A 12,157-nucleotide genomic window follows, 5' to 3' on the forward strand; every position below is an offset into this window, starting at 1 on the left:
AAGGACAGCTGCGCTGTCAGAGCACCCGCCAGAGCATGTAGCCTGCGGTGAGGAAGATGAGGAGCGCAAATGCGCTGTTGAGCAATCCGCGATGCCCGGCCAGCGCCGTCGCCGCACGTGCTCCCGCGACGCCTCCTGCGCTGCCAGCGACGATCAACACCGCGGCCAGGGGCCAGTTCACCAGCCCCGAGTACGCGTAGTTCAGCGCCGTGGTCAGGCCGAAGGCGAAGACCGCCACGAGTGAGCTCCCGACCGCCGCCAGCATTGGCATGCCGGTGGCGGTCATCAGGCCTGGCACGATGAGAAACCCTCCACCAATGCCGAAGAAGCCGGAAAACGCACCGGAGAGGGTCCCTAGCCCGATCAGCGCCGGCGCATTGCCCTTGCCGAGCCGGGCATTCGCATTCTCTTGGGCGTTGCGCCTGCGCAGCATGAGCACGCCGATCACCACCATCAGGACGGCGAACAGGGCCAGCAGCCGCTGTCCGTCGAAGGCCTTGCCCAGGGTCGAACCGAGGTAGGCGCCGGCGATTCCCGCCGAGGCGAAGACCGAGGCGCACGGCCACCTCACATTGCCACGGCGGGCATGCACGAACAGGTTGGACAGCGCGTTGGCAGCCACGGCCAGCGCGCTGGTGCCGATGGCCACATGCGGATTATCGACACCGATCAGGTAGAGCATCAGCGGCACAGCGAGAATGGAGCCTCCACCACCGACCAGTCCCAGTACGAAACCGACCAGGATTCCGGAGAGCCCGCCCAGCGCAAGCTGCAGCAGCGAAAGGGTCTGCATGGCGAATGGCTACTCAGGCTTGGGCGGTGGGGCGCAGCCGAGGCGCGGAGCGAGGGTGGAAAGGTCGTAACCTGCGCCGGAGGCAATCGACAGGAGCTGGTCGCAGGTGAGCCTGGCGCTGCGTACCTGGCACAGCGCCCACAACGACGTCGAGCGCGCACCTGTCCTGCAATAGGCGGCAACCGGAGCGGGAAGTTGCCCCAGCAGTTCGCAGAATTGCTGCACCTGGCGATCGGAGATGGCGCCGGCCACGACCGGTAGATAGGCAAAACGCATGCCCGCGCTTGCGCAGGCCGCCTGCATGGTCAGGTGATCGGGCTGATCCAGCTGCTCGTCGTCTGGCCTGTTGCAGACAACGCTGGCGATACCCTGGCTGGCCAGGGTGGTGAAATCGGCAGGAAGCAGTTGGTCGGTCACGAGTATGTCGGGCGAGAGCGAGCGAAGTTTCATGAGACGTTCTTTGCCCAGGGAGAGCGGTGCAGGCGCCAGTGGATGAGCATTCCCGCAACCAGCGATGTAGCGAAAACCAGTGCGAACGCGTGGCCGCTCGCCAAGAGCGCGACGGCTGGGCCTGGGCAGACCCCGGCAAGTCCCCAGCCGATGCCGAATAGTGCTGCACCGATGAGCAGCTTGCGGTCGATCCGTCGGTGCTGCGGCAGGTGCAGCGTTGCGGCAAGCAAAGGGACGTTGCGCGCGCGTACCCATCGGTAGGCGATGGTCGAAGGGATCAACGCGCTCGCCATCACCAAGGCCAGCGAGACATTCCAGGCGCCAGTGACATCGAGGAAGGCAAGGACACGCGCAGGATTGGCCATGTCCGAGACCATCAGGCCCAACCCGAACAACGCCCCGCAGAGAAACGCCGCCAAGCGGATCATGCGCCGGCTCCTGCGACCATCCGCACCACTGTCACCGTTGCCATGCCCAGCAGCACGAACACGGTGGTGGCGACGATGGACCGCGGCGACAGTCTTGCCAGCCCGCTCACCCCGTGTCCGCTGCTGCAGCCAGCCCCCAGACGCGTTCCATAGCCCACCAGCACGCCGGCCAAAATCAGCACAGGCATGCTGGTGCCGGTCAGCGGAACGAGGGGGATCGGCTTGATCGCCAATGCCACGCCAGCGCTTGTCAGAAGCCCGGCCAGGAACAGAAAGGACAGCGAACGCGCGCCGTTGGCCTGCAGGCCGAGCGCGTCGGCGAGCATGCCGGAGATGCCGGCAATGCGGCCGACGAGCAGGAGATAGGCGCCAGAGGCGGTACCGATCATCAGGCCTCCGATCACTGGCCAGTACCATGCAAGGTGTGGAAGCGTCATAACAGGTCCAGTGGCAGCTTCAGGTAATGCACGCCGTTGTCGTCCGGCGGCGGCAGATGACCGGCGCGCATGTTGACCTGCACCGATGGCAGGAGCAGGCGCGGCATCGGGAGTGTGGCGTCGCGCTTGTCACGCATCTCGACGAACTCCGTCTCGCAGACGCCTTCATGCACATGCACATTCGCGCTGCGTTGGGCACCGATCGTGGTTTCCCACGCGAAATAGTCGCGGCCAGCGGCCTTGTAGTCATGGCAGACGAAGACACGGGTGGCGTCCGGCAGCATCAGCAGCCGCTGGATGGACCGATAGAGCTGGCCAGCCGAGCCGCCCGGAAAATCGCAGCGCGCGGTGCCGTAGTCCGGCATGAACAAGGTGTCACCCGCAAACACCGCATCGCCGATGACGTAAGCCATGCATGCCGGCGTGTGCCCCGGCACATGCAGCGCCACCGCTTGCAGATGCCCGATGGTGAATGCTTCGCCGTCGGCGAAGAGATGGTCGAACTGGCTGCCGTCCCGCCTGAATTCCGCACCGGCGTTGAAAATGCTGCCGAAGGTGTCCTGCACGGAGCGAATGCGCTCGCCGATGGCGAGCTGCCCACCCAGGTGCTGCTGCAACCATGGCGCAGCCGACAGATGGTCGGCATGCGCATGTGTTTCGAGTAGCCACTGCACCTGCAGGCCCTGGTCACGCACGTATTGCGCAAGCGCCTCAGCCGAGCCGGTTGCGGTTCGGCCGGACGCCATCTCGAAGTCGAGCACGCTGTCGATGATCGCGCAGGCCGACGAGCCGGGATCCCGCACCACGTGGCTGGCGGTGAATGTCGCAGGATCAAAGAACGTCGCCACGTGCGGCGCGGGCATGCTGCCGGAGTGGGCGCCGGTCACCACCGTGCGCGCCATTGCCAGAGAGGTGTCGAGTGCGGCAGAAGCAATCACGATTACAACGCCGAGAGGAAGTGCAATGACAATTTCATAGATGCATATACACTGCAACTATTAATCGCTATGCGGAGCTGTCCGTTCAGTCGCCAGAGGGCTCAGCCGTTACGCTCTACATCTCCCTGACCCGTAGTCCTCCACGCCCCGTGACCGAAACAACTCTCTCCGTCAGTGATCTTGCCGCCATGAAGGAGCGCGTGCCGGAGGTGGCCGAACTGCTGCGCTTCATGGCCACACCGTCACGTCTGCTGCTGCTGTGCCAGTTATCGCAGGGCGAGTCCACCGTGAGCGGCCTGGAAGCAACGACAGGCATCCGGCAGCCGGCCTTGTCCCAGCAACTGGCCGACCTGCGGCAGCGGCAATTGGTCCTCACCCGTCGCGAATCCCGATCCATCATCTACCGCTTGGGCGATCCAAAGGTGGCTGCCTTGCTGAGCGCCATGCATGCGATCTTCTGCGCAGAAACCGGCCAGGACGATCGCCACCCCTGAGCCTTGCGTTTTGTTGACACTGCAGACTTCGCAAACGCAAGCGACGTGCAGAGGTGCAGAGGTGCTACGACACTGCGTCGAACCCCCGCACCACGTCTGCTGCTTGCTCGAATCAAGCGTCGACCCAGGGTTGCAGCACCACTTTGCCCGTCGTCTGGCGGCTTTCCAGCAGCCGATGCGCCTGGGCCGCCTGTGACAACGGCAGCACGGTGTTGACTTGCAGTGCAAGTTGTCCGGACAGGATCAAGCCCATGATTTCCGTCAGCGTGGACTGGATCAGTTGCGGGAACGCCAGGTAGCTACCCACATAGAAACTGGTCAGCGTGTGGTTGGGAACAATCAACTGCCATGGGTCGATCAGGGCGGTGTTGCCGCTGGATTGGCCGACGAAGATCAGGCGCCCGAACGGTGCCAGGGCCTTGAACGCCTCTGCGACGTTGTCGCCGCCAGCGATTTCGACGATGACGTCCACACCCTTGCCATCGGTCAGGGCACGGACCTGTTCGGCCCAGTCGGCAGCGGTGTAGTCCACCGCCGCGTCAGCGCCCAACCGGATCGCCATGTCCCGCTTTTCCTGCGTGCTGGCTGCAGCGATGACCTTGCCGGCGCCATAGAGCTTGGCCAGCTGCACCGCGAGGGAGCCCAGTCCGCCGGCTGCGCCTTCGATCAGGACGGTTTCACCTGGCGCCAGCCGCGCGGCATTGCGCAACACCAGCGCGGCGGTCAACCCGTTGGCCATCACGGCCGCGGCCTGGACCGCCGGTACGCCATCGGGCAGCGGCACCACGATCGCCTCCGGCACACAGATGTACTGCGCGTAGCCGCCGGCGCCCGGTGTTGCCAGTACCGACATGCCCGCTTGCAGCGCAGTCACCGCCTTGCCGACCGCAACGATCGTGCCGGCAACTTCCGCGCCCAGAATGAAGGGCGCTGGCGACGGCTCGGGATAATCGTCTCCCCGGCGTCGCATGACGTCGGCGAAGTTGAGGCCGGTCGCTTCGACCCGGATCAGCACCTCGTGGTCCTGCGGCGTCGGATCGGGAACGTCCTCGTAGATCAGGACATCGGCGTCGCCGGTCTGGTGAAATCGAACAGCTTTCATGTCGCATCCTTCATGTCGTGGATTGATGGGCCTGATGCCCGGGAATTACGCCAGTCCGAACTGCTTGTGCAGCACCTTGTCGAACAACGCGCGAGGCAGGAACCGACGGGCGAATGCGCCTTGTCTGGCGTCCTTGCCCGACGCATAGCGCAACTGCGGACGCTGCTCGCGTGCGGCCAGGACGATGGTGTCGGCGACGCTCTCGGCGGTGGCCGCGACGGCGATCGCGCTTTCGTAAGCCGCCCGATACTTGGCGCGGAGCGCGTCGTAATCGGCCAGTGGCCGATCCGACCAGACGGTGCTGGTCTCGAATGCGGTGCGGGTCGCGCCCGGCTCGATCACCACCACCCGCACACCGAACCCGCGCACTTCGTGGTCGAGGGATTCGGAATATCCCTCCAGCGCATGTTTGGTGGCCGAGTAATAGGCGTTGAATGGCGCAGGGATCAGACCCAGGCCTGAGCCGACATTGAGGATGCGCCCGCTCCCCTGCTTGCGCATGAGGGGCAAGACCGCGTTGGTAACGCGGACCACGCCGTAGAAGTTGGTTTCGAACAGCGAGCGGACCTGTTCGATCGAGCTTTCTTCCGCCGCACCCTGGACGCCGACACCGGCGTTGTTGACCAGCAGATCCAGACGGCCTTCGCGCTGCTGCAGCTCGGCGATCGCAGCGGCGACCGACGCGTCATCGGTCACGTCCAGCGCCAGCAGCGGAAACGCCGCCTGACCGGCTCCCGCACCGCGCCGGCTGGTGCCATAGACCGTATAGCCGGCGGCGAGGAGTTGCCGGGCAGCCGCTTCGCCGATGCCCGAGGAAGCGCCGGTGACCAGCGCCACAGGTTTATGTGTCTTCATGAAATGTCCTTGGTGAGGTGAGGCGGTGGTGGTCGACAGGTGCGTTCGACCGCGTGAATTTATGATGTCGATCAAACTCAAAAATGTCAACAACTTTGATTGTGGTCGACATCAATGTAAATTGGCGGCCTGCCGTCGACCCTGGAACACAATGAAAATCACCAAAGCGCAATCGCTGGAGAATCGGGCCCGCATCGTCGAAACGGCCTCCGCGTTGTTTCGTGAACGTGGCTACGACGGGGTGAGCGTGGCCGATCTGATGGCTGCCGCCGGCCTCACCCATGGCGGCTTCTACAAGCATTTCGGGTCCAAGGCGGATCTGATCGCCGAGACGGCCCAGCATGGCCTGCAACAGATCGCCGGCCAGATCGAAGGTACGGAAATCCGTCAATTCATCGATTTCTACGTCTCGAGAACGCACCGGGACGGGCGCGGCGACGGCTGCACAATGGCGGCACTCGGCGGCGACGCAGCGCGTCAATCGACAGATATCAAGGCGATGTTCACCGTCGGTATCGAGAACATGCTGGCGATGGTGGAGCGGACCGCAATGCTCTCTGGCGGCGATGGGCACGATGATGTTCGGTCCAGAACGATCAATCTGTTCGCGCATGCAGTGGGCGCGGTTGTGCTGTCACGGGCCTGCGCGGACGACTCGCCATTAGCGGATGAAGTTCTGGACGTGTGCCGCACGCAGTTGGTTGCGTCGCTTGCACCAGCTGACAGCGCTCAACCCATGCCTGCGTCTGATTGATCCAGGTTGCAGGCAAGCGCGTAGCCGCATCGCACGTTGCCAGCCTGGCGACCTCTCATTTCGACTCAGCCGCGCATGGCCATCGTCTGACACTGGATGAACGTGCAGGCGCGCATCGTCAGCCGGTCGCCGCCAGGTGAGCACGGAGACATCGGGCCACGCGTGGAGCGATGGTTCGGGAGCCTGACAATTCCTGAGCCGGTTAAGCCGCATAGCGCGGGCAAACGACTCCTAACTCTGTCGCTGGCTCACGCGCAGCGCCTACATGGCCCCCTCATGCTGCACTGCAGCGTGATCTGTTCATTGATGATTGCCATATTCATATGCGAACAGCCCGGCACCTGTCGGCTGGTGGACGTTGCAATGCTCAGCTCCCGCTTTCCAGATCCTTCCAGTGCCTGCGCTGCCGCCCTCGCTCCGGAGCGGTGCGCATGAGCGGCGTGGCACGGCAGCGTCTCGGCAGCACCGACGTGCAGCTGTCGGCACTGGGCTTCGGCGCTGCGCCGATCGGCAACCTGTACACCGAAGTGGACGAGGCGGACGCGCTGGCTGCGGTGACGGGCGCATTCGAGGCCGGCATCCGCCATTTCGATACCGCGCCCTACTACGGCTACGGCTTGAGCGAAGCGCGCCTGGGCCGCGGCCTGGCCGGCGTGCCGCGCGCTGCGTACACGCTGTCGACCAAGGTCGGCCGCTGCGTCTACGACGACGCCCAGGCCGTTGCCGGCCGCGATGGCTTTGCGGTGGGCGGCCGCCGCGCCGAGTTCGACTACAGCGCCGACGGCGTGCGGCGCGCCTTCGCCTCCAGCCTGGAGCGCCTGGGCACCGACTACATCGACGTGCTGCTGCTGCACGACATCGGTGCGCTGACCCACGGCGACAACCACGCCCATGTGCTGCAGCAGGCCTTGGAGGAGGCCTTGCCGGCGATGGCGGAGTTGAAGGCGTCCGGGGCGTGCGGGGCGATCGGCCTGGGCGTCAACGAGCAGGACGTGGCGCTGGAGGTGCTGCCGCGCTTCCCGCTCGACTGCGTGATGCTGGCCGGGCGCTACACCCTGCTGGAACAGCACGGCGCACGCGCGCTGCTGGATCAGGCGCAGCAACGCGGCGTGTCGATCCTGTCGGCCGGGCCATACAGCTCCGGCCTGCTCAGCGATGCGCGCGGCCCCGGCGCCACCTACAACTACGCCCCGGTCGATACCGCCACCTTGCAGCATGCGCAGCGCCTGTATGCCGCCTGCGCCGCGTTCGGGGTGGATATCGGCGCGGCCGCGTTGCAGTTCCCGCTGGCGCATCCGGCAGTGATCACGGTGGTGGCCGGCATGCGCACCGTGGCCGAGGTGCACTCGGCCGCTGCACGGTTGCAGGCGGCCATTCCGGCTGCACTGTGGCAGCGCCTGCGCGACGGCGGCCTGCTCGATACGGACCTGCCCACGCCATGAACCGCGTCGATGCGCATCTGCACTTCTGGCATCTGGCGCGTGGCGATTACGCCTGGCTGACGCCCGAGCTTGCGCCGCTGTATCGCGACTTTGCACCGCACGATGTCGGCGCTGCGCTGGACGCGGCCGGCGTTGGCAGCGTGGTCGTGGTGCAGGCTGCCGCAACGGAAGCGGAAACCTGTTACCTGTTCGAGCTGGCGCACGCTGCGCCGCGCATCGCCGGCGTGGTTGGCTGGGTGGATTTTGCCGCGTCCGACGCCGCCGCCCGCATCGGTGCGCTGGTGCGCGCCGGCGGCGGCCTGCTCAAGGGCTTGCGCCCGATGGTGCAGGACATTGCCGACGTGCAGTGGCTGGCAGGCGCCGAGTTGGACGCCGCCTTCGATGCGATGCTGGAACACGATCTGGCCTTCGATGCCTTGATCCGCGCAGCGCATGTGCCGGCCTTGCAGGCGCGCCTGAAACGGCATCCGGCGTTGCGCGTGGTCGTCGATCACGGCGGCAAGCCGCAGATTGCGGCCGGCGAATTCGTCGCCTGGGCCGCCGGCATGGCCGCGTTGGCGCAGCATCCCAACGTGCATTGCAAACTCTCCGGCCTGCTCACCGAAGCTGCCCGCGGCGCCGGCATCGACGCACTGGAGCCATATGTCGCGCACCTGTTCGCGCGCTTCAGTGCGCAGCGCCTGCTGTGGGGCAGCGACTGGCCGGTGCTGACCCTGCGCGCCGATTACGCACACTGGGTCGATCTTGCACAGCAGCTCGTCACCCGGCATGCCGCCGAACACGCCGATGCGGTCTTCGGCGACAACGCACGCACGTTCTATCGTCTGCCACGGCCGGCGGCCCCCACCCACGGAACTTTATCGGTATGACAGTCTCCATTCCCACCACACCCACCGCCCGCCTGCAGGGCAAGCGTTGCCTGATCACCGCCGCCGGCGCCGGCATCGGCCGCGAAAGCGCGCTGGCCTGCGCACGTGCCGGCGCGCAGGTGATCGCCACCGACATCGACGCCGCGGCCTTGCAGATGCTGACGGCCGAATCGGACGCCATCACCACCCAGCTGCTGGACGTCACCGATGCTTCGGCGATTGCTGCGCTGGTCGCGGAGCACGGCCCGTTCGATGTGTTGTTCAACTGCGCCGGTTACGTGCATCAGGGCAGCATTCTGGACTGCGACGAGCCGGCATGGCGCCGTTCGTTCTCGATCAACGTCGATGCGATGTACTACACCTGCAAGGCGGTGCTGCCAGGCATGCTCGAACGCGGACGCGGCAGCATCATCAACATGTCCTCGGTCGCTTCCAGCATCAAGGGCGTGCCGAACCGCTTCGTCTATGGCGTGACCAAAGCCGCCGTGATCGGCCTGAGCAAGGCCATTGCCGCCGACTACGTGGCGCAGGGCGTGCGTTGCAACGCGATCTGCCCGGGCACCATCAAGACGCCGTCGTTGGGGCAGCGCGTGCAGGCCCTGGGCGGCGACGAGCAGGCAGTGTGGAAGAGCTTCACCGACCGCCAGCCGATGGGCCGCCTGGGCGACCCGCGCGAAATCGCGCAGCTGGTGGTGTATCTGGCCTCGGACGAATCTTCGTTTACCACCGGCCAGACCCATATCATCGATGGCGGCTGGTCGAACTGAGAGGCGCTGGCGAAATGGCGTGCAGCGACAAGGTGCACGACGGCTTGCTACGTTCTTGATCGCTCTCTGCCCGCTGACACCAGGCCGCATCTCACACCTGGCGTCAGCGTTGTTTGCAGCATGCATCACCCGCATTCCTGTTCCGAGCGCACCTTGCGCACCCGTCCGCGCCGTGTGATTGGCCGCTCCACTCCTCCCCTGCAAAGGAAGACTGCATGAAACTCGTACGTATTGGCGCCGAAGGCCACGAACGCCCCGGCGTCATCGATAACGAAGGCCGTATCCGCGATTTGAGCGGCGTCATCGACGATGTGGCCGGCGAGCACATCACCAACGCCGGCCTGGACAAGCTGCGCGCGCTGGATGTGACCACGCTGCCGCTGATCGAAGGCGACGTGCGTTACGGCGCCGCAGTGGGCCGCATCGGCAAGTTCATCTGCGTGGGCTTGAACTACGCCGACCATGCCGCCGAATCGGGCATGGAAGTGCCAAAGATGCCGATTCTTTTCATGAAAGCCACCACTGCGGTGTGCGGCCCCAACGACACCGTGATCATCCCGCGCGGCTCGGTCAAGAGCGATTGGGAAGTGGAACTGGGCGTGGTGATCGGCGATGTGGCGCGCGATGTGTCGGTGGACGAAGCCTTGAACCATGTGGCCGGCTACGCGGTGATCAACGACCTGTCCGAGCGCGAATTTCAGCTCGAACACGGCGGCCAGTGGGTCAAGGGCAAGAGCGCCGATACCTTCGGCCCGATCGGCCCGTGGCTGGTCACCCGCGATGAAGTGCCCGACCCGCAGAACCTGTCGATGTGGCTGGAGGTCAACGGCCACCGTTACCAGAACGGCAGCACCCGCACGATGGTGTTCGGCGTGGCCGAACTGGTCAGCCACATCAGCCGCTACATGACGCTGATGCCGGGCGATGTGATCAGCACCGGCACCCCGCCGGGCGTGGGCCTGGGCCAGAAACCGCCGGTCTACCTCAAGCCGGGCGACGTGATGGAGCTGGAGATCGAAGGCCTGGGGCGCCAGCGCCAGCCGGTGGTGGCGCATCCGCGTGATGCGGCCTGAAGCCCCTCTCCCCTCGGGAGAGGGGTTGGGGTGAGGGTACGTAGCGACGTGTTCGAGCAGCTGTTCGCGATGTCCTTTGTTTTTAGGCCTGGCGTGTCGGCACGTGTGTCGATGTGTCATACGCATTTAAGCGGTGTGCGGGTACGTGGAACGTCCAGACGCTATAGCGCTTCGATGGCGATAAGCAGTTGGTCGTGCAATCGATTCTGTGATTTGAGTTGCACCCGCTTGAATCACTGCAGCGCTTCAACATCTTCAGCGCTACGCGTTCGTACCCTCACCCCAACCCCTCTCCCGGTGGGAGAGGGGCTAAAGCGCGCTTCACTGCTGTCGTTTTTTTGATCCTTCGTTCTTGCACCCATCTGTTTTCCGCCCGTTTTCACTTCCCGCTTGCCATCGCCAGGACTTTCATGCGCACCATCATCGCCCTCGAGACCCACGACGTCCGCTTCCCCACTTCGCGCGAGCTCGATGGGTCGGACGCGATGAATCCGGATCCGGATTACTCCGCCGCCTATGTCGTGCTGCGCACCGATGCGCCGGATGACCTGGCCGGCTACGGCCTGGTGTTCACCATCGGACGCGGCAACGATGTGCAGACCGCTGCGGTGGCCGCACTGGCCGAACACGTGGTCGGCCTGCACGTGGATGAGGTCGTCGCCGACCTCGGCGCCTTCGCGCGCCGGCTCACCAACGATTCGCAACTGCGCTGGCTGGGCCCGGAAAAGGGCGTCATGCACATGGCGATCGGCGCGGTGATCAACGCCGCCTGGGACCTGGCCGCACGCGCCGCGAAGAAACCGCTGTGGCGCTACATTGCCGAACTCACGCCCGAGCAGCTGGTCGACACCATCGACTTCCGCTACCTCACCGATGCGCTCACCCGCGATGAAGCGCTGAGCATGCTGCGCGCTGCCGAACCGCAGCGCGCGCAACGCATCGCGCAGTTGATCGAACAAGGCTACCCGGCCTACACCACCTCGCCCGGCTGGCTCGGTTATTCTGACGAAAAGCTGGTGCGGCTGGCCAAGGAAGCGGTGGCCGATGGCTTCCGCACCATCAAGCTCAAGGTTGGCGCCAACGTGCAGGACGACATCCGTCGCTGCCGCCTGGCACGCGAAGCGATCGGCCCGGACATCGCGATGGCAGTCGATGCCAATCAACGTTGGGACGTGGGCCCGGCGATCGACTGGATGCGCCAGCTGGCCGAATTCGACCTCGCCTGGATCGAAGAACCCACCAGCCCGGACGATGTGCTCGGCCACGCCGCCATCCGCAAGGGCATCACCCCGGTGCCGGTCTCCACCGGCGAGCACACCCAGAACCGCGTGGTGTTCAAGCAGCTGCTGCAGGCCGGCGCGGTGGACCTGATCCAGATCGACGCCGCCCGCGTGGGCGGGGTCAACGAAAACCTCGCCATCCTGCTGCTGGCTGCCAAGTTCAACGTGCGCGTCTTCCCGCACGCCGGCGGTGTCGGTCTGTGCGAGCTGGTGCAGCATCTGGCGATGGCCGATTTCGTCGCCATCACCGGCCAGATGGAAGACCGTGCGATCGAATTCGTCGACCACCTGCACCAGCACTTCCTCGACCCGGTGCGTATCCAGCACGGCCGCTATGTGGCACCCGAAGTCCCGGGTTTTTCCGCAGAAATGCATGCCGCCTCGATTGCGGAATTCAGCTATCCGCACGGACGTTTCTGGGTCGAAGACCTGGCTGCCAGCGCGCAAGGCTGAGCCTACGACCCCTCATCCGCCC

Annotated in this window: 15 protein-coding genes; 8 read left to right on the forward strand and 7 right to left on the reverse strand. The window is 65.3% G+C overall.

Annotated elements, in window-relative coordinates:
• Positions 1-16: 16 nt before the first annotated feature.
• From M3O59_RS20115 to M3O59_RS20135, 5 genes are read right to left on the reverse strand one after another with little or no spacing between them, the layout of a single operon-like run.
• The gene (locus M3O59_RS20115; RefSeq protein WP_116904867.1) at positions 17-778 is read right to left on the reverse strand and encodes a sulfite exporter TauE/SafE family protein; all 762 of its coding nucleotides are present in this window, start codon (positions 776-778) and stop codon (positions 17-19) included.
• Positions 779-802: 24 nt separating this feature from the next.
• Positions 803-1,243: a protein tyrosine phosphatase family protein gene (locus M3O59_RS20120; RefSeq protein ID WP_116904774.1), complete on the reverse strand. Its 441-nt coding sequence runs from the start codon at positions 1,241-1,243 to the stop codon at positions 803-805.
• Entirely contained in the window at positions 1,240-1,671 is a 432-nt protein-coding gene (locus M3O59_RS20125; protein WP_116904773.1) for a DUF6691 family protein, read from the reverse strand. The genes M3O59_RS20120 and M3O59_RS20125 overlap by 4 nt, the downstream gene beginning before the upstream one ends.
• Positions 1,668-2,108, reverse strand: coding sequence for a YeeE/YedE family protein (locus tag M3O59_RS20130; RefSeq protein ID WP_116904772.1), 441 nt, complete (start codon positions 2,106-2,108; stop codon positions 1,668-1,670). The genes M3O59_RS20125 and M3O59_RS20130 overlap by 4 nt, the downstream gene beginning before the upstream one ends.
• Entirely contained in the window at positions 2,105-2,971 is an 867-nt protein-coding gene (locus tag M3O59_RS20135) for an MBL fold metallo-hydrolase (RefSeq protein WP_249046202.1), read from the reverse strand. The genes M3O59_RS20130 and M3O59_RS20135 overlap by 4 nt, the downstream gene beginning before the upstream one ends.
• 263 nt (positions 2,972-3,234) lie before the next feature.
• On the opposite strand from M3O59_RS20135, the gene M3O59_RS20140 reads away from it, so the two are divergent.
• Positions 3,235-3,540 carry an ArsR/SmtB family transcription factor gene (locus M3O59_RS20140; RefSeq protein WP_064633056.1) on the forward strand — a complete coding sequence of 102 codons (306 nt, stop codon included), beginning with the start codon at positions 3,235-3,237 and terminating at the stop codon, positions 3,538-3,540.
• A 112-nt stretch (positions 3,541-3,652) separates the two neighbouring features.
• Here M3O59_RS20140 and M3O59_RS20145 read toward each other — a convergent pair whose 3' ends face one another.
• Together M3O59_RS20145 and M3O59_RS20150 are read right to left on the reverse strand one after the other, a co-directional pair.
• Complete coding sequence (locus M3O59_RS20145) at positions 3,653-4,642, reverse strand: quinone oxidoreductase family protein (RefSeq protein ID WP_249047038.1); 990 nt, start codon at positions 4,640-4,642, stop codon at positions 3,653-3,655.
• Between the two features lie 45 nt (positions 4,643-4,687).
• A complete protein-coding gene (locus M3O59_RS20150) occupies positions 4,688-5,479 on the reverse strand; it encodes an oxidoreductase (RefSeq protein ID WP_239686991.1) in 792 nt (263 codons plus the stop codon).
• A gap of 169 nt (positions 5,480-5,648) precedes the next feature.
• On the opposite strand from M3O59_RS20150, the gene M3O59_RS20155 reads away from it, so the two are divergent.
• The 7 genes from M3O59_RS20155 to M3O59_RS20185 all read left to right on the forward strand — a co-directional run bounded on the left by M3O59_RS20155 (position 5,649) and on the right by M3O59_RS20185 (position 12,135).
• A complete protein-coding gene (locus tag M3O59_RS20155; protein ID WP_249047039.1) occupies positions 5,649-6,251 on the forward strand; it encodes a TetR/AcrR family transcriptional regulator in 603 nt (200 codons plus the stop codon).
• A gap of 237 nt (positions 6,252-6,488) precedes the next feature.
• Positions 6,489-6,686 carry a hypothetical protein gene (locus tag M3O59_RS20160; protein ID WP_373419019.1) on the forward strand — a complete coding sequence of 66 codons (198 nt, stop codon included), beginning with the start codon at positions 6,489-6,491 and terminating at the stop codon, positions 6,684-6,686.
• Positions 6,683-7,693 carry an aldo/keto reductase gene (locus M3O59_RS20165; RefSeq protein ID WP_249047040.1) on the forward strand — a complete coding sequence of 337 codons (1,011 nt, stop codon included), beginning with the start codon at positions 6,683-6,685 and terminating at the stop codon, positions 7,691-7,693. Before M3O59_RS20160 ends, M3O59_RS20165 begins: the two co-directional genes overlap by 4 nt.
• Positions 7,690-8,562: an amidohydrolase family protein gene (locus tag M3O59_RS20170; RefSeq protein ID WP_116904767.1), complete on the forward strand. Its 873-nt coding sequence runs from the start codon at positions 7,690-7,692 to the stop codon at positions 8,560-8,562. Before M3O59_RS20165 ends, M3O59_RS20170 begins: the two co-directional genes overlap by 4 nt.
• Positions 8,559-9,329 carry an SDR family oxidoreductase gene (locus M3O59_RS20175; RefSeq protein ID WP_249047041.1) on the forward strand — a complete coding sequence of 257 codons (771 nt, stop codon included), beginning with the start codon at positions 8,559-8,561 and terminating at the stop codon, positions 9,327-9,329. The genes M3O59_RS20170 and M3O59_RS20175 overlap by 4 nt, the downstream gene beginning before the upstream one ends.
• Before the next feature lie 215 nt (positions 9,330-9,544).
• The gene (locus tag M3O59_RS20180; protein WP_116904765.1) at positions 9,545-10,402 is read left to right on the forward strand and encodes a fumarylacetoacetate hydrolase family protein; all 858 of its coding nucleotides are present in this window, start codon (positions 9,545-9,547) and stop codon (positions 10,400-10,402) included.
• 410 nt (positions 10,403-10,812) lie between these two features.
• Positions 10,813-12,135 carry an L-fuconate dehydratase gene (locus tag M3O59_RS20185; RefSeq protein WP_249054638.1) on the forward strand — a complete coding sequence of 441 codons (1,323 nt, stop codon included), beginning with the start codon at positions 10,813-10,815 and terminating at the stop codon, positions 12,133-12,135.
• The last annotated feature ends 22 nt before the right edge of the window (positions 12,136-12,157 follow it).

Source organism: Xanthomonas nasturtii, from assembly GCF_023337365.3.
GTDB lineage: Bacteria > Pseudomonadota > Gammaproteobacteria > Xanthomonadales > Xanthomonadaceae > Xanthomonas > Xanthomonas nasturtii.

What these genes read in the sequence shown, in the direction of transcription:
- M3O59_RS20140 (WP_064633056.1), top strand. Translation starts at nt 3,235, where the DNA reads ATGAAGGAGCGCGTGCCGGAGGTGGCCGAACTGCTGCGCTTCATGGCC.
- M3O59_RS20165 (WP_249047040.1), top strand. Translation starts at nt 6,683, where the DNA reads ATGAGCGGCGTGGCACGGCAGCGTCTCGGCAGCACCGACGTGCAGCTG.
- M3O59_RS20130 (WP_116904772.1), bottom strand. Translation starts at nt 2,108, where the DNA reads ATGACGCTTCCACACCTTGCATGGTACTGGCCAGTGATCGGAGGCCTG.
- M3O59_RS20185 (WP_249054638.1), top strand. Translation starts at nt 10,813, where the DNA reads ATGCGCACCATCATCGCCCTCGAGACCCACGACGTCCGCTTCCCCACT.
- M3O59_RS20120 (WP_116904774.1), bottom strand. Translation starts at nt 1,243, where the DNA reads ATGAAACTTCGCTCGCTCTCGCCCGACATACTCGTGACCGACCAACTG.
- M3O59_RS20175 (WP_249047041.1), top strand. Translation starts at nt 8,559, where the DNA reads ATGACAGTCTCCATTCCCACCACACCCACCGCCCGCCTGCAGGGCAAG.
- M3O59_RS20180 (WP_116904765.1), top strand. Translation starts at nt 9,545, where the DNA reads ATGAAACTCGTACGTATTGGCGCCGAAGGCCACGAACGCCCCGGCGTC.
- M3O59_RS20155 (WP_249047039.1), top strand. Translation starts at nt 5,649, where the DNA reads ATGAAAATCACCAAAGCGCAATCGCTGGAGAATCGGGCCCGCATCGTC.
- M3O59_RS20125 (WP_116904773.1), bottom strand. Translation starts at nt 1,671, where the DNA reads ATGATCCGCTTGGCGGCGTTTCTCTGCGGGGCGTTGTTCGGGTTGGGC.
- M3O59_RS20135 (WP_249046202.1), bottom strand. Translation starts at nt 2,971, where the DNA reads ATGCCCGCGCCGCACGTGGCGACGTTCTTTGATCCTGCGACATTCACC.
- M3O59_RS20145 (WP_249047038.1), bottom strand. Translation starts at nt 4,642, where the DNA reads ATGAAAGCTGTTCGATTTCACCAGACCGGCGACGCCGATGTCCTGATC.
- M3O59_RS20170 (WP_116904767.1), top strand. Translation starts at nt 7,690, where the DNA reads ATGAACCGCGTCGATGCGCATCTGCACTTCTGGCATCTGGCGCGTGGC.